19 protein-coding genes are annotated in these 15,841 nt (G+C 39.0%); 17 read left to right on the forward strand and 2 right to left on the reverse strand.

Going from position 1 to position 15,841, the window contains the following annotated elements; all coding sequences use genetic code 11:
* Positions 1-2: 2 nt before the first annotated feature.
* A complete protein-coding gene (locus tag P9M13_00315; GenBank protein MDP8261728.1) occupies positions 3-1,694 on the forward strand; it encodes a hypothetical protein in 1,692 nt (563 codons plus the stop codon).
* Positions 1,695-1,720: 26 nt separating this feature from the next.
* On the opposite strand, the gene P9M13_00320 is transcribed toward P9M13_00315, so the two are convergent.
* Positions 1,721-3,286, reverse strand: a complete 1,566-nt coding sequence (locus P9M13_00320) for a cobalamin-dependent protein (protein MDP8261729.1) — start codon at positions 3,284-3,286, stop codon at positions 1,721-1,723.
* A 243-nt stretch (positions 3,287-3,529) separates the two neighbouring features.
* Here P9M13_00320 and P9M13_00325 point away from each other — a divergent pair, with 243 nt between their 5' ends.
* From P9M13_00325 to P9M13_00360, 8 genes are all read left to right on the forward strand, one after another.
* A complete protein-coding gene (locus P9M13_00325) occupies positions 3,530-4,312 on the forward strand; it encodes a class I SAM-dependent methyltransferase (GenBank protein ID MDP8261730.1) in 783 nt (260 codons plus the stop codon).
* 106 nt (positions 4,313-4,418) lie between these two features.
* Entirely contained in the window at positions 4,419-4,664 is a 246-nt protein-coding gene (locus P9M13_00330; protein ID MDP8261731.1) for a hypothetical protein, read from the forward strand.
* Between the two features lie 6 nt (positions 4,665-4,670).
* Positions 4,671-5,285 (forward strand): DJ-1/PfpI family protein, encoded by a 615-nt coding sequence (locus P9M13_00335; protein MDP8261732.1) that lies wholly within the window; start codon positions 4,671-4,673, stop codon positions 5,283-5,285.
* A gap of 68 nt (positions 5,286-5,353) precedes the next feature.
* Complete coding sequence (locus P9M13_00340; protein MDP8261733.1) at positions 5,354-5,890, forward strand: ferritin family protein; 537 nt, start codon at positions 5,354-5,356, stop codon at positions 5,888-5,890.
* Between the two features lie 26 nt (positions 5,891-5,916).
* The gene (locus P9M13_00345; GenBank protein MDP8261734.1) at positions 5,917-7,323 is read left to right on the forward strand and encodes a glutamate synthase-related protein; all 1,407 of its coding nucleotides are present in this window, start codon (positions 5,917-5,919) and stop codon (positions 7,321-7,323) included.
* Between the two features lie 22 nt (positions 7,324-7,345).
* Positions 7,346-7,675, forward strand: coding sequence for a pyrimidine dimer DNA glycosylase/endonuclease V (locus P9M13_00350; protein ID MDP8261735.1), 330 nt, complete (start codon positions 7,346-7,348; stop codon positions 7,673-7,675).
* A 35-nt stretch (positions 7,676-7,710) separates the two neighbouring features.
* On the forward strand, positions 7,711-7,971 hold the full coding sequence (locus tag P9M13_00355; GenBank protein MDP8261736.1) for a hypothetical protein: 261 nt from the start codon (positions 7,711-7,713) through the stop codon (positions 7,969-7,971).
* A gap of 28 nt (positions 7,972-7,999) precedes the next feature.
* On the forward strand, positions 8,000-8,332 hold the full coding sequence (locus P9M13_00360) for a hypothetical protein (GenBank protein ID MDP8261737.1): 333 nt from the start codon (positions 8,000-8,002) through the stop codon (positions 8,330-8,332).
* Between the two features lie 42 nt (positions 8,333-8,374).
* Here P9M13_00360 and P9M13_00365 read toward each other — a convergent pair whose 3' ends face one another.
* Positions 8,375-9,463 (reverse strand): nitronate monooxygenase family protein, encoded by a 1,089-nt coding sequence (locus P9M13_00365; GenBank protein ID MDP8261738.1) that lies wholly within the window; start codon positions 9,461-9,463, stop codon positions 8,375-8,377.
* A gap of 319 nt (positions 9,464-9,782) precedes the next feature.
* Here P9M13_00365 and P9M13_00370 point away from each other — a divergent pair, with 319 nt between their 5' ends.
* The 8 genes from P9M13_00370 (at position 9,783) to P9M13_00405 (ending at position 15,813) form a co-directional block, all read left to right on the forward strand.
* Complete coding sequence (locus P9M13_00370; protein MDP8261739.1) at positions 9,783-10,145, forward strand: NifB/NifX family molybdenum-iron cluster-binding protein; 363 nt, start codon at positions 9,783-9,785, stop codon at positions 10,143-10,145.
* 32 nt (positions 10,146-10,177) lie between these two features.
* Positions 10,178-10,789 (forward strand): class I SAM-dependent methyltransferase, encoded by a 612-nt coding sequence (locus P9M13_00375; GenBank protein MDP8261740.1) that lies wholly within the window; start codon positions 10,178-10,180, stop codon positions 10,787-10,789.
* 50 nt (positions 10,790-10,839) lie between these two features.
* The gene (locus P9M13_00380; protein MDP8261741.1) at positions 10,840-11,151 is read left to right on the forward strand and encodes a DnaJ domain-containing protein; all 312 of its coding nucleotides are present in this window, start codon (positions 10,840-10,842) and stop codon (positions 11,149-11,151) included.
* A gap of 33 nt (positions 11,152-11,184) precedes the next feature.
* Positions 11,185-11,589: an iron-sulfur cluster assembly scaffold protein gene (locus P9M13_00385; GenBank protein MDP8261742.1), complete on the forward strand. Its 405-nt coding sequence runs from the start codon at positions 11,185-11,187 to the stop codon at positions 11,587-11,589.
* 35 nt (positions 11,590-11,624) lie between these two features.
* Complete coding sequence (locus P9M13_00390) at positions 11,625-12,452, forward strand: Mrp/NBP35 family ATP-binding protein (GenBank protein MDP8261743.1); 828 nt, start codon at positions 11,625-11,627, stop codon at positions 12,450-12,452.
* A 50-nt stretch (positions 12,453-12,502) separates the two neighbouring features.
* The gene (locus P9M13_00395; GenBank protein MDP8261744.1) at positions 12,503-13,276 is read left to right on the forward strand and encodes a radical SAM protein; all 774 of its coding nucleotides are present in this window, start codon (positions 12,503-12,505) and stop codon (positions 13,274-13,276) included.
* Between the two features lie 604 nt (positions 13,277-13,880).
* On the forward strand, positions 13,881-15,170 hold the full coding sequence (locus P9M13_00400; protein ID MDP8261745.1) for a cation diffusion facilitator family transporter: 1,290 nt from the start codon (positions 13,881-13,883) through the stop codon (positions 15,168-15,170).
* 13 nt (positions 15,171-15,183) lie between these two features.
* The gene (locus P9M13_00405) at positions 15,184-15,813 is read left to right on the forward strand and encodes a class I SAM-dependent methyltransferase (protein ID MDP8261746.1); all 630 of its coding nucleotides are present in this window, start codon (positions 15,184-15,186) and stop codon (positions 15,811-15,813) included.
* Positions 15,814-15,841: the final 28 nt, after the last annotated feature.

Below are 15,841 nucleotides of genomic sequence, written 5' to 3' on the forward strand. Positions count from 1 at the left end.
ATATGATAAAAGATAAAAAAATCAAAGAATGGTATCACAAAAATAAAGATTGTAATGAAAACGCTATCGCGAAGATACTTGATGTTGAGTACGCCCATATCGTTATAAAGAATAGAGATGATCTCTATGTAACGAAGCATGGATTACCGTTTATAGATAATCTCATGCCAGAAAATCATATATCGGATAAAGAATGGTTTAAAGAAAACTCTGAGCCTCTTTCAGGAACAAGTGCTGTTTACAAAGTAAGGACAAAACAAGTTAACGGAAAACACAAAGACCTTGTTATAAAGTGGAATCGCATGGGAAAAAACATTCTTGGGAGCAAGGATGCGGAAGAATTGATGACTGCCGAATATAATAGTCCATTTGAAGAGTTTTCTCTCGTTATGGACTTGAGAAATATACTATATAGACCCTCAAATAAAATAATAATCCAGAAGCCTCTTGCCATATATGTGCCAATTGACGAGGTGAAGATGTGGCAAACAGGTCGTATAGAATATAAGATGCAGCGGAAAATCATTACGCATAAAGATGTTCTTCTCGATATGTCCCGGTGTTACGCAGTGATATATGAGTGGATAGAAGGCATTGATGCAACACAGGCGTTTCGTGAAGGAATATTAACAAAAGAGCATGTGAAAAAGCTGACACTAGAAACCGAAGATGTTATTAATACCAATAGCTTCTCAGTTCGCGATCGCAAACCAAATCATATTATTATCCGCCCAAAAAAAGACGGGAATATTTTACGCGATAAAGATGGAAATATTCTGTACGGTTTAGTTGATTTTGAATTACTGCAAAGAATACCTGAACAGGAAAAAATAATAAAACAAGCAAAACGTGCGGAATATCTAAAAAGACAGAGAGATAGATTTATAACAAATGAGAAAAAGAAATTTCATCCGCACTTGAGTCATGTCTCAGTGCTTGGCGTTGATTATATTTATGGAAATACTGAAAGTACAAAGGGGAAGCTGTGGGTTGTGGGTAAAGATCCATATTTATTTGATTATTTCCTACCTGAACGATGGGAACATACGATACGAACAAAAATATCTGTTTCCAGCGAAATGTACCACACGGTAACCAAGGACAATATTCATCTTGTCTGGAAGATGTCAAGAGTGGGCTTACAGCCGGATATGGATCCTTTTATTGAAGATGAGAACGAGATATTGAAACACGGATATAATAGTCCGTTTGAAGAGGTCTCTATAGCTATAAAATTAAGCAAAAGGGGAGTTCCAACGATTTATCCCAGAGCTATATATATGACAGGCAATAAAACAAATATCCCTCAGAATATTTCTGATATTTCACGGTATGAAAGCCATGAAAAACACCTAACGCCCGAAGGAGAAGCAATATTAAATAAACATCGCGGATATATTGTTATCTGGGGGTATTGGAACGGTCCGGACGAAAAGCTGGTTGCAAAAGACGGAGATTATTATGAAGGAATCAATGCGTTAAGTGCATACCGTGAGGGAGTTATTACAAAAGACATCTACATTATCTTGTTGGAAATCGCGAAAGAGAAATTACTGAAAGCGGGCATTCAAGATCTGTATCTGCGTGGCAATCATTTTTTAATTTCGTTCAATGAATCCGGCGAATTAGTGAAAGATAAAAACGGAATACCTGAAATCAGATTAGGTAACTTTGAGTTTCTTAAGAGAATATAGCAAGGTTGTATTAATGAGTCTTGATATTACCTGTGACGCAAAAATGTTCCGTGTTTAATTTTTGCCGTAAAGGATACCATTAAGAATATTCCTAGCATCCATATATAATTCGTGGGATGAGTATAGAGGTCAACTATCCTCACTACCTTACAGATCCGGTAGAGTGTTCGCAGGTTATCGTAGAATAAGTTCTTTTCCTCGATCTTTTTTATTAAAGAATTGGGAAAATACTTAAATTGTGTCAGGGATAACAAAAGGTAATAATATTCGTGCATGTGCAAAAAACCTTTATACTCCATTTTTGAGTCGAATGTTGTAATCCAGTTTGTTGCCGATGTTCCGATAGTGCCCTCTATGTTTTCTTCAGTTATCAATTTTCGTTCAAGGAAGATCTTGGTAAGCTTGTAATTTGGGAAAAAAGATAGATTAAAGGCCTGGAAAATGAATTCTTTGGGGATCTTCATAAATAAATTCAGTCCGTCCCTTAGTTCGTCTCTGCCTTCAAGTGGATTATTTTTTACATAATCGTAGTAGATCCTGAATGGCAGGTAGCGTTTTGTCTTCCTGACTTTATTTAATATTTTAACAGACTTTAAAATATGTTCATTTGTCTCGTCCCGATCATAGATCTCTTTCCTTAACTTTTCGCAGCCGCTCTGTATACCCATCACTGTTACCATCCAGCCAGCTTTTCTCAGAGCGATAGAGATCTCCTCGTTAACATAGAGTGGGTGACTATATGTGAAGAAGGGAAGGTTAACTTTTTTCTTATATTGCGCGGCAAAGTCAAGACACCACTTTTTATCTATTTGGAAAATATCATCCCAGAAAAAAACCATTTTCAGATGCAGATTCTTCTTTTTTGCTCTCACCAACTCCTCAATAACATGAGATACGCTCCGCCGGCGGTATTTATAGCTGTTTACACTATTTATGCAGAACGAACATTTCATCGGGCAGTCGTAGGCTGTCATTGTCTGGTGCATTGTTTTAAAAGGTTCGTCGGTAAAACCGTAACCGAAATAATCTATGTTATTAGTAGGCTGGAGTTTGCCGTCATCTATATATATCTTGTTATCACCGTCATAACTGGCAATCGCGAGACCATCCAAGTTCGTTAAAAGCGGTCTTCTTTCATTACGTATTATATTCCCATTGTCATTGACCCATATATTTCTTACATCGTGATATGGTTTTTCCTCAGATATTCTCTGTGATAATTCGAGTAGAGCTTCAGCTCCTTCGCCGACACATATCATGTCTGTATGTTTTATGCAATTTTCAGGATCAATTGTAGGGTGAGGGCCGCCCCATATGACAGGGACTTTTAACCGTGCTCTAATTGCCTGTGTAACTTGTTGGGCAATAGCATACTGGCTTGATTTTAGCCCTATACCGATAAGTGAGGGTTTTTGAATTTCAAGTTGAGTGACAAGGGTGTTGATATCTTCTTCAGAGACTTCTGTATAAAAATCGTTCATCTCGATGAATTCGTTCTTTAAGGTTTTCGTGGGCTTATGATGCATCCGCTTAAAACCGATAAAGGACGGAGACATACCATTATCACGCAGATGAGCAAATAAAAGTCTCATAGCGAGATTATCGTAATGTAATAGTGAAATGAGCGTTACTTTCAGAAAAAATCTTTCTGTTTGTGATAAAAGGAAAGACTAAATGGTGTGTTTAATAGGGATTCCGATTACCCGCAGATTGTAATAGAGTATATCTCTATCGTATAAATCTATTATATCACTTTGCAGTATTTAATCAACGAATGTATTGATTTCTTTTGCTTCTTGGAATGAAAGTGATACAATTTGGGGAAAGCTGGTGAAATGAACAAGATAGGAATTTATCACGTGCAATTAAAAACGTTATATCACGGTTGTTATTCTACACATGTATATTTGTTCCTTTCCGAAATGTCGCGACGGGGACGGAGGCTTTCTCGAGGGCTTAGGAGAAAACCTGACCGTTTTCTTCGTGCTCGATTACCTGAAATTTCCTGGAAGAACTGCACAAAGCAGCGTCTTATAAAAATCTGGGATCACGAGTACACAAATGGAAATGTGCGTTACAGCGAGCTCGGAATTCTTGCTGCACTTGCTGCTGACTGTCGAGCTGGTTCCAATCTGTTTGAGATCGGTACTTTTGATGGTCGAACGACACTTAATCTCGCGATGAATGCACCAGCAGAGTGCATGGTCTATACGCTTGACTTGCCGCCGGACCTTGAGACAAAGCTTCCTCTTGCATCAGGGGAACAGCACATGATCGACAAGCCACAGTCAGGCTTGCGGTATGAAGCATATCGTCAGACTCATCCTGCTCTCATTGGAAGGGTTCATCAGTTGCTTGGTGATTCAGCCGCTTTTGATTACTCGCCATATAAAGACACCTGTTCTCTGATTTTTGTGGATGGCTCTCACAGCTATGATTATGAGATGAGTGATACCCGAGCCGCAATGGATATGGTTGAGAGTGGCGGGGTAGTTATCTGGCATGATTACGGGATATGGGAGGATGTTAATAAGGCACTCGAGGAATTGGATAAACAGGAAGGTTACGGTTTGAGCAATATAAGCGGGACGACACTTGTGTACTGGAGAAAGCCATAAAGACCGAAATTCTTTTGTATTGGTAATAAAAAAAAGGCTATTTCCCGGAATTATTACAATACAGTTATAAAATGAAAATGATACAATTATAAAAAAAGGGGGGTATATGGATAGCATTGAAGTAATGAGAGAGTTTTTTGGCTGGTGCGCAGTTATTAATATTGGATTGCTTGTCTTGTCGTCAGTTCTTATCATTGCCATTCGTAAGACCGCAGTACGCATTCATAGCAAAATGTTTAATCTTGATGAACAATTTCTATCACAAGCATATTTTGAATATTTAGGTAAATATAAGATTGCTGTAATAGTGTTTAGTGTAGTTCCATACTTTGCGCTATGTATTATTGGATAAAAAAGTATGAATGATAAAGTTATAAAACTTGGTGCCTTGATATTTGATGACTTTGAACTATTAGATCTTTTTGGTCCTTTAGAGATGTTTGGGATGCTTAATGATAAGATTCAAATTGTGTTGATCTCTGAAAAGGAAAAGATAGTTACCAGTAGACAAGGCCCTCAAATTATATCGGATAGTACGTTTAAGGAAGCTCCCTACCTTGATGTTCTCCTCATTCCGGGTGGTCCTGGAACAAGAAAAGAAGTGAACAATAAGAATGTAATAGATTATATTTATACCGCATCCAAAAAAGCACAGTATGTTGCAACTGTATGTACCGGTGCAGCATTGCTGGCAAAGACGGGGCTACTCAACAATTGTAATGCGACAACGAATAAAATAGCATTTAATTGGGTTGTAGAACAAAATAGAAATGTTAATTGGATCCCCAAAGCTCGTTGGGTAGAAGATGGTAAATATTTTACCTCTTCAGGTGTGTCCGCGGGCATGGATATGGCACTGGGGTTAATAGAACGAATGTTTTCTAAAGAAGAAAGCAATGATGTTGCAAAACTGACTGAATATGTTTGGAACTCTGATAAAGATAATGATCCGTTCGTAAAAGAAAAAAGCTGAAAAAGTATGGATTGTTCAATCAATTTTTGCGATAAAGTGAGCAACAAATAAAAATAAGGAGGAGCAACATGGGTGTAGAGAAAGGTTCAAAAACCGAAAAGAATTTGTTAGCTGCATTTGCCGGTGAGTCACAGGCTCGTAATAAGTACACGTATTTTGCTAAGATCGCTAGCAAGGAAGGCTATCATTACATTGCTAAGATGTTCGAGGAATCAGCAATGAATGAAATGCAGCATGCAAAAGACGAGTTTACATTATTAGGTGGTATTGGAGACACAAAAACAAATCTAAAAGAAGCAATAGATGGCGAAACCCACGAAACAATGGAGATGTACCCTAATTTTGCTAAAGATGCTGAAGAAGAAGGTAATGCTGACGCTGCACGGTTGTTTAGACAAGTAGCAAAGATCGAGCGACAGCACGCTGAAAGATACAAAAAACTTTTGGCAATGGTAGAGAATGGCACGGTATATAAACGGGAAACCCCGATCAAATGGAAATGCAGCATCTGCGGCTATATGCATGAAGGCGTCGAACCACCGCCAAAATGTCCTGCTTGCCAGAATCCAAAAGAATATTATGAACCGGATTGTCTTAGTTTCTAATTCTATGAATAAAGGGAGGCAAATCGATGGCTGTTTATGAATGTACAGTATGTGGTAATCGTTATGATGAGGAAAAGGAAGGTGTCAGCTGGGCTGATTTAGCGGACAACTGGGTTTGTCCTGTCTGTGAATCTAAGAAGAGCTATTTTCAACCTATTGCTGCTGAGAGTGTGCTTGCATCACCTAAAACAGCTGAAGATGCGACAGACACTTATTTGAGCCAGTGGGCAAGAGATCGCGATTCCTTTGAGGGGCATATGGAGGACATCCACACCATCGCGGTGACAGGTGAGTCCATTATCGAACCAATGCGTTCGCAGAAACCGGTGATCTCTTGGGATGATATACTTATAAAAGGTGCCCAACTTGCAAAGGTGCCTTTAAATAAGGACGAGTCGGTTACAACACAGACTGTTATAGGATCCAAAGCGAAACAACCTCTTATTATTGAGACACCTTTGTATGTCACCCACATGTCATTTGGAGCATTATCTCGAGAGGCAAAAATAGCGCTTGCGCGAGGTAGTGCCGCTGTGCATACAGCAACCTGTTCAGGAGAGGGCGGTATACTCAAGGAAGCAAAGGACTTTTCTTACAAATATATACTGGAATATGTTCCTAACCAGTACAGTATTACCGATGAGAATTTAAAGAATGCTGACGCTATTGAGATAAAAATAGGGCAGTCAAGTAAACCCGGTATGGGAGGACATCTACCGGGAAAGAAAGTTACCAAGGAAGTAGCCGAGGTCCGTGGATTCCCTGAAGGGGAAGATATTATTAGTCCTGCTCATTTTGAAGATATCCTTAATAAAGAGGATCTCAAGAAAAAGGTATCCTGGTTAAGAGAAAAGTCTGAAGGCAGACCTATAGGGGTTAAGATCGCCGCAGGTAATATAGAGGCAGACCTTGAGTATGTTGTGTACGCGCAGCCAGATTTTATTACTGTTGATGGGCGAGCAGGTGCGACGGGTGCGGCACCAAAATTTGTCAAACAGGCGACATCTATTCCAACGATCTTTTCACTTTACCGTGCAAGAAAGTTCCTTGATAATACGAAATGCGAGGGGATATCACTCCTTATTACCGGAGGGTTTAGGGTTTCTGCTGATTTTATTAAAGCGTTAGCACTTGGTGCAGATGCTGTTGCCTTAGGCACGTCCGCTTTGATTGCTTTGGGTTGTCAGCAATACCGGAGCTGCAATACCGGAAAATGTCCGGTAGGTATCACCACGCAAGATCCGGAATTACGGTCACGATTTAATATCGACCATTCATCCGAGCGCCTTGAGAATTTTCTACGGGTTTCCTCGGATGAGCTGAAAGATTTTGCTCGTCTTACTGGAAACGATGATGTGCATAAGCTGTCAATTGCGGATTTGTGTACGACAAATAGTGAACTCTCAGAGCATACTGACATAGAACATGTTTGACATTTAAAATAAGAATCACATTATGAGAATATGGGATATTTCTCCAAAAAATCTTTGCCGAAACCATCTTCTTGGAGAACATAGAGAATTGCACGCAATATGGTCTATACTCACCAATAATAAGAAAGGGTATTCCAAGCATCCTGAAACTTTAAGGTGGAAAAATAAATTAGCAGCTCTTTACATAAGGCATAATAAACTTGTGGAGGAGATGATACGAAGAGGATACAATCATCAGAGTGATCTTAACAGTAGGGATGCCACCGGCTCAAAAAAGCAAAGTGTATTTATTGATTCCTATAATGAACAAAAAATGATCTTGAGAAGAAAAAAGTGTAGTTGTAATGTTTGAACCGTCAATGTGAAATTATATAGGAATATATACATATGAATCCTGATATTTTTGAAGTAATAATGCTTGTTTGTTTTGGCGCGGCGTGGCCTTTTTCAATTTACAAGATGCTTAAGTCAAAAAACTCTGCCGGTAAAAGCGTTCTGTTTCTCTTTATTATCTTTACAGGGTATATAGCAGGAACGCTATTTCAATATTTTGGCGAAAGAAACATTGTAATATTTTTATATATGCTCAACGCCTGTATGGTTATGACTGATATTGGATTGACTATGCTATATCGTAAAAATAACTAATAAACGGCAAATCAGTTTCCTCAAAAAGATGTTCATAAAAGTATTTGATAGTTTTGCCGGTAAACACTTAGAGCATGTCTTTGGTAAAACGAAACTCGGTATTGAGACAATCCCGTTTATAGATGACCCATTAGAAAAAATAGGAAAACATTCCCCCTTAGGTTTTGAATTCGGGAGCTCTATTGGAAGTACTTATATATGGAGGGGGCAGAAGCTCAGTAACCGCGCCTGTACCATGCCTCATTCGGTAAGACGTCACAGGACCTATCGAGATAAAGCGAGCAGGGATAAAGATTCACCGTCAGACATACTCACGCAAAACATTTTTTTTGGAGGCGTTGGCTGTACTGTTAGTTTTTGAGTTTGTGATGAAGTATGTTTGGATATATGTGATAGTATTCTTCTAAACCTTACTAAGCTCTTCGTTCGCACCAGTAACGAGTTCGTCTATCAGCTCTTTTACTGACACGATCTTGTTTATTCTATGTACTTCGCTTCCGGCAAATACAACCGCGTTATCAATATCACCAATTACGGCGTTACAGAGAGCTCCGGTCATACAATAGGGAGCTATTTTAGGGTTGCAAGCTCTAAGACAATGGTAGGGACATTTGTATGAAATCTTTTCATTGTTCATTATTTTTTCAACAAATTTGGTCTTTATTGATCTTCCGGGCATACCTACGGGACTATCGAGAATAACAATGTCGTCTTTTGTAGCGTCAACGTACAGCTGTTTAAATTTTTCTGATACAGAACACTCATGAGTAGTGACAAAGCGTGTTGCTATTTGCACTCCTGATGCACCTAGCCTAATAAACCTAGCGATATCCTTACCGTCAAAGATCCCTCCTGCAGCTATAACGGGGATGCTTACACCCAAGCTATTCTCATATTCTTTCACAGGTTTTAGAACATCTGATACTAAATCTTCAAGTGACTCAGCTGTACCAGCTTTCAAATCTTCTGACTTAAACGCTAAATGCCCGCCTGCTAATGGTCCTTCGACAACGATAGCGTCAGGAACACGATTGTAGCGCTTATTCCATGTCTTGATGATAAGTTCTGCGGCTCTTCCGGAAGAAACGATCGGTATCAGTTTAATCGGTGAGCCTTCAGTTAGTTCCGGGAGCTTTAAAGGTAAACCAGCTCCGGTAACAAGAAAATCGGCTTTTTCTTCAACAGCAATTTTTACTAAATCCTCATAATTGCTTACTGCAAGTAATATATTTATACCTATTGGTCCATCAGTTGCTTCTTTGGCCATACGTATTTCTTTTTGAAGGCCTTTTATCGAAGCTTGGGCAAAATCTGTTTCATTGAGGTCTGTACCGTAACCCAGAACAACGCCGGAAATTATGCCTGCTGCGCCGCATTTAGCAACCGCACTGGCCAAGGAAGCGGTAGATACCCTGATCCCCATGCCGCCTTGAAAAATAGGTATATTAATTTTCAGATCACCAATGATAAGAGGTTTTAATTTATCTAACATATAATCCAATCCATGTCCTTAATAATAATAATTTATCAGATTCTGGATTATTCTATCAAAAAACGTAAATGTGTCAACAAAATCAGTAGGTAATTGTTAGAGTGCGGAAAATTGATAGCTGTGTGGCATAAAGCTTAAATCCCAAAATAATATCTCCTGGACGATATAAATCATTCCCTTGACAGAGATCAGTATTGCAGGGTATGTTAGTAAATGATAATGATTGTCATTATTAAAGTACGATTGCCTCAGGTAGAGGCGCATGCTGCAAACAAGAAGCGCTGAGGATGCCAAAATAAATAAAACCATGGGGGTATAAATGAAAATAGGTATTACTTTAGATGATGACAAAGGGTTGGAAAGCAATGTATCACTTCATTTCGGGCAGTGTAAGTATTTTCTTATTGTTGATGTTGAAAACAATGAGATAAAAAATGCCACGGTTAGTGCCAATACCGCTGTGCACGGTGGCGCCGGATGTATTGCAGTAGATGAAATATTAAAACACGATGTCACTCACGTGATAGCAGGCGGTATGGGAATGGGCGCGCAGAATAAATTTGCACAGGCAGGGGTAAATATATTTGCCTGTTCAGGGCGGGCGAAAGATGCGGTTGAGGCACTTCTTAAAGATGCCTTAGGCGGAATAGATGCGTGTCAGGACCACGGTGAGTGCAGCTAAAAAAGCAGTATAAGAATGTTAAGGGGATCATTATGGAAAAAGCTGTAATAGAGAACCATGAAAGATATCTTGAAAGAAGTAGCTATCATAAAAGTTTTGGCTACGATGTTGAAGAAGAGAGAAAATTTATTCTTGGAAAATCATATCCCCTTCAAGGCAATATTCTAGAGGTTGGGACGGGTAAAGGACATTTTACCGTTGCACTTGCAAAAGAGGGGTACAAGGTAACTAGTATCGATATTTCTGATGAAGAACAGAAATACGCCCGTTTGAATATAGAATATTTTGGCCTGGAAAAACAGGTCGATTTTCATATAGAGAATGCTGAACATTTAAGTTATAAAGAAGGAAGTTTTGATGTTATTTTATCTATTAATGTGCTCCATCACCTTGAAAATCCATTTAAGGTTATAGATGAATTGATCAGAGTGATTTTATTTAGGGGTAAAATTATCCTTGGTGATTTCAGTGAAGAAGGTTTTGAAGTAATTGCTAAGATTCATGCAAGTGAGGGTAGAAAACACGAAGTATCGGAAACAAATCTATCAGATATGAGCAAGTATTTGTCTGAGAAAGGTTTTTCTATTGAAAAACATAGAAGTAAATATCAGGAAATATTGGTAGCTGAAAGACCATGCAAATAGATTAATGCGTAGCTTACGGAAGTTAGTATGTAATAAAGAAAAGGGAAGAGATGGCGGATTTTAAACAAATTGACAATGCGAGAAAGATGCTAGGCTTAAATGAAGAAGCAAGCATAGAAGACATAAAAAGAGCCTATCGACAGCTTAGCCTTAAATATCATCCAGACAAGTGCAAAGAAGAAGATAAGGTAAAATGTGAAGAAACGATCAAAGAAATTAATCATGCCAGAGAAATAATAATCGCCTATTGTGCGGAATATAGATATTCTTTTAGAGAGAAGGATGTCAAAAAGAATGCTTTGTATAGTGATTATGATGAACATTTAAAAAGGTTCTATGACGGCTGGATGACAGATGTATAAAATATATAAACAATTATTCAATGGTGGCTGTATATGAGAAATCACAGAACAAAAATTGCTGTAGATGAGAAAAAAATAGAACCTGAATTTATAGCGACAGTGTCTAAAGAAGCCAGACATTTCGGAAGAATGAACGATCCTACAAGCGCCGCGCATATAAAAGGTCCCTGTGGAGATGAAATGGAGTTTTATCTCAGTATTTACGATAGACGTATAGAGGATGTTAAGTTTTATACCAAAGGGTGTGTTTCTACCACCGCGTGCGGAGAAATAACCGCTCGGCTTGTGTGTGGAAAAACGATCGATGATGCGCTCGGTATATCTCCAAAACGTGTTGTTGCATCATTGAAAGGATTGTCCAGTGATCATTGTCATTGTTCGATATTAGCGGTGAGTACACTTTATAGGGCAATCGCAGATTATTTACTTGAAAACTAGGGTTGCTAAAAGCGCAAAAAAGATAGGAGACCCGTGTGAGAGAACAGACAACAAAAGAAATTGAACAGGATAAGCGGCTGTTGAGCAAGATGGCTGATATAAAGAACAAGCTGGTCGTTATTAGCGGAAAAGGCGGTGTGGGAAAATCAACCGTTGCTGTAAACCTGGCATATAAATTAGCTGTTAACGGACATTCGGTCGGTATTCTTGATGTAGATATACATGGCCCGAACATTGCTAAAATGCTCGGAGTCGAAGGGAAAAAACCGGAGGTATCTGACGCGGGTATAGAGCCTGTAGAAGTATTGCCAAATTTAAAGGCCATGAGCACGTCATTTTTTATAGAGGATCAGGATCAGCCGATTATATGGCGCGGTCCTCTTAAGATGGTAACAATAAAACAATTATTAAGCGATACCAACTGGGGTTCGCTTGACTACCTTATTATTGATTCTCCTCCGGGAACAGGTGATGAACCTTTAAGTGTTTGCCAGCTTATTCCTGCTGTTACCGGCGCGATCGTTGTTACGACACCGCAAGATGTGGCGGTAATGGATGCCAGAAAATCTGTCTTATTCGCAAAAAACTTACAGGTTAATGTGGTAGGAATAATAGAGAATATGAGCGGTATGTCATGTCCGCATTGTGGAAAAGAAATAGACTGGTTTGGTTCCGGCGGCGGAGAAAAATCAGCGGGTGATTTCAACGTGCCGTTTTTGGGTAAGATCCCGGTTGATCCTGCAATGGTTAAACACGGGGACGCTGGCAAACCGTTCATTCATTTTAAAAGCGAGAATCAGACCGCAAAGATCATGAATGAAATAGTGGGTAAGATCGAGCTTTTTATCAAGAATAATGGATAAGAGACGGTATCGCATGGGCAATCGCGCTATGCGCTGAAAGGAAATGTGTCGTGAAAAGAGATTGCAAATATATTTATGGACCGGTTTCTTCGTGGAGGTTAGGGGTTTCTCTCGGTGTTGATCCTGTTTCTGAAAAGGAAAAGATATGCACATTTGATTGTTTATATTGTCAGCTCGGGAGAACAAATAATTATAGTGATAAAAGAAAATCATATGTTTCTGTAACAGAGATTATCAAAGAATTGGATTCGCTCTCTACGTTACATGTAGACTATATAACTTTCTCTGGAAATGCTGAGCCGACATTAGCTGAGAATTTAGGTTCCATGATAAAGGCGATTAAGAAAATACGAAATGACAAGATCGCGGTGATTACCAACGCTTCATTATTAGACAGAAAAGATGTTGTTGACGATTTATTGTTAGCTGATTATGTCGCGGTAAAACTTGATGCCTGTTCACAGCCGCTATTCGCTGAAGTGAACCGTCCGATGAATACAATACAATATGATACTGTTTTCAGGGCAATCCTGGATTTTAAGAAAATATATAAGGGAAAATTAGCGTTGCAGTGTATGTTTGTTCGGGAGAACAAAGAATACGCAAAAGAGATTGCCCGTATTGCGCGAGAAATCGAACCGGCTGAGGTGCAGATCAATACCCCTTTAAGGCCATGTGCCGCAAGGCCATTATCGAAATCAGAAATTGATACCATAGAAACCTATTTTCACGGGATGAACGTTGTTTCAGTGTACAAAGCGGAAAAGAAGAATGTTACCCCTATCAGCAACAAAGACACTCTGAAAAGAAGAGGCAAAGTATAAGTATACGATCATACGCGGATGAGAACGGTTTGTATTATTTAGACGGGAGAGAATAACCACAAAATAATGAATCGTATAAGTGCGCTAAAAATTGTCGAAAAGCATAAAAATGCCTGCCGAGACGTTCATTGTATACGATATTTCTCTTCATTTATAATTATATCAGACGGTAGACTTATGCACATTACCGAGCCTTATATGCCTTATTGTCCTCTTGCATGGACTATGTATGGCGATATGCGGCACAATCAAAGTTCTGCCTGTGCATTAAATAGAATATCCCGTAAGGGTAACACATAGATTAAAAAAAGGAGTGAATATGCCATTTGGTTTTAGAAAAGGGAAAGGAACAGGAGGACAAGGATTTGGCAGAGGGAAAGGCTCGGGAGGGTCTAGTTTAGGGCAACCGCCCGCAAATTGCATTTGCCCCCAATGTAAAACGGTGAGTGCTCATACCCGGGGAGTACCGTGCTTCAAGACGAAATGTCCAAACTGTGGATCTGCTATGACCAGGCAGTTCCTGGATCAAGAATAAAACATTATTCTGATTGCGGGGAAAACACGATAGTGGCTACCATACAAAATAGGATAGCTGTGTATGCATATGGAAAATAATAGGGACAATATAAAAGGATTGATACGAGGGCAAAGAACAGCCTTTTTCGCTGCTTTTGTAACATTAATACTAGCGGTTATGAAAGTGTTTGCGGGGTATATGTTCGACTCAAGCGTGTTGATCGCGGATGCTTTTCACAGCGGGGCCGATCTGTTGGCGGTATTCGCATCCGGTTTTGGGCTTTGGCTCGCGTCTAAGAAAAAATCAAAGAGGTTTCCTTATGGTTTATACAAAGCGGAAACATTGGTTACCCTTATAGTTGGGTCTTTAATTGTTTTTGCCGGCATTGAGATATTGCGCGATGGGTATCAAAAATTATTTTATATAGCTCCGGCGCAAACGTTTCCGATGATACCTGTTATTGTATGTATAGTATCCGCTGTCACGGCTTATTTCGTGGCGAAGAAAGAAAAAGCTGTTGGTATGTCTATTGGTTCCCATTCACTTCTTGCTAATGCCGGAGAGTCTTTTCTCGATATCTTGACCTCAATCGTTGTTTTAGGGGGAATAATATTTGCGTACGCAAATATTCCTTATGTTGAAGGTTCTATTATTATCTTGATCTCTCTTTTGATTCTTAAATTGGGATTGGAAAACGTGTGGATGTCTTTACTGGTTTTAATGGACGCAAATTTAGATCCCGAGCTCCAGCATGATATCGAGGAAAAAATAAACAAGATCTATGGGGTCAAAGGGGTCAGTGAAGTTAAGATACGGCAGTCGGGTCCATTTAAGATGGTCGAGTGCAAAATCGAGACATCGCCCAATCTTCCTTTATATAGGGCTCATGAACTTGCGGACAAGGCGGAAGATTTTGTTATAAAAAACTATAAGCACATAGAATCTGTCTTTATACATATTGAACCCTCAAAGAGAAAGACAGTTTCTGCTATTATCCCTGTTAAAGAAATTAATGGGTTAGAGTCAAAAGTGCACGGGCATTTTGGCCGGGCGCCCTATTTTGTTATAGTGAAACTAAACAATACAGAAGACGTAGAAATAGAAGATTTCTATTACAACGAGTTTCTTGGCATAAAGAAACATATAGGGATTAAAGTTATAAAAGCGGTAATTAGATATAAGCTCGATATATTGTTCACGTCCCAGATCGGTGAAATATCATATTATATGCTCAAAGAAAATTACGTAGACATATACAAAGTTGAAGAGGGCCTTACCGTTGCTGAAATCATTGAGAAGTATCACAAGAAACAAGTTGAAGCCCTTAGTATGCCGACACATCCGGTAGAAGAATCAGAATCTGAAACAACTGAATAAAGAGCAGGTGAATATGGAAATATTCAATAAAAATTGCGAGGAATATGACGCGTGGTACGACAGAAACAATTTTGCTTACTTATCAGAACTTGAATCTATAAAAAAGGTTTTGCCGAAAAAGGGTAAGGGATTAGAGATCGGTGTGGGGACCGGTAGGTTTGCCGCTCCGTTAGGAATTTTCGTTGGCGTAGATTGTTCGTCAAGCATGCTTAAAATTGCAGAAAAACGTGCGGTTAATGTGTTAGGAGCCTTTGGTGAACAGCTGCCTTTTTTGAACAACACATTTGATTACACAGCGATTATTATTACGTTGTGTTTTGTTAATGACCATGTGAAAGTTTTAAAAGAAGCCGCGAGAGTTTTAAAGAAAAATGGAAAAATTGTTATCGGTATAGTTGATAAGAACAGTTTTTTAGGCAAGTATTATCAGAAAAAGAAAAGCATATTTTATAAGCATGCACATTTCTTTGGGGTGGATGAATTGCATGATTTATTGATAAAGACCGGTTTTGGTGAAATAACCTGTTATCAGTCTCTTTTCGATCTGCCCGATAAAATAACTTCAATTGAAACACCGAAAAAAGATTTTGGAAAAGGCGGGTTTGTTGTTATTGGCGCAAGAAAATTATCAATGGTTCACTAGTGTGGTTCGTTTGTGTTTTCTTCTCAAA

This window comes from Candidatus Ancaeobacter aquaticus, from assembly GCA_030765405.1.
GTDB classification, from domain to species: Bacteria; Auribacterota; Ancaeobacteria; order Ancaeobacterales; family Ancaeobacteraceae; genus Ancaeobacter; species Ancaeobacter aquaticus.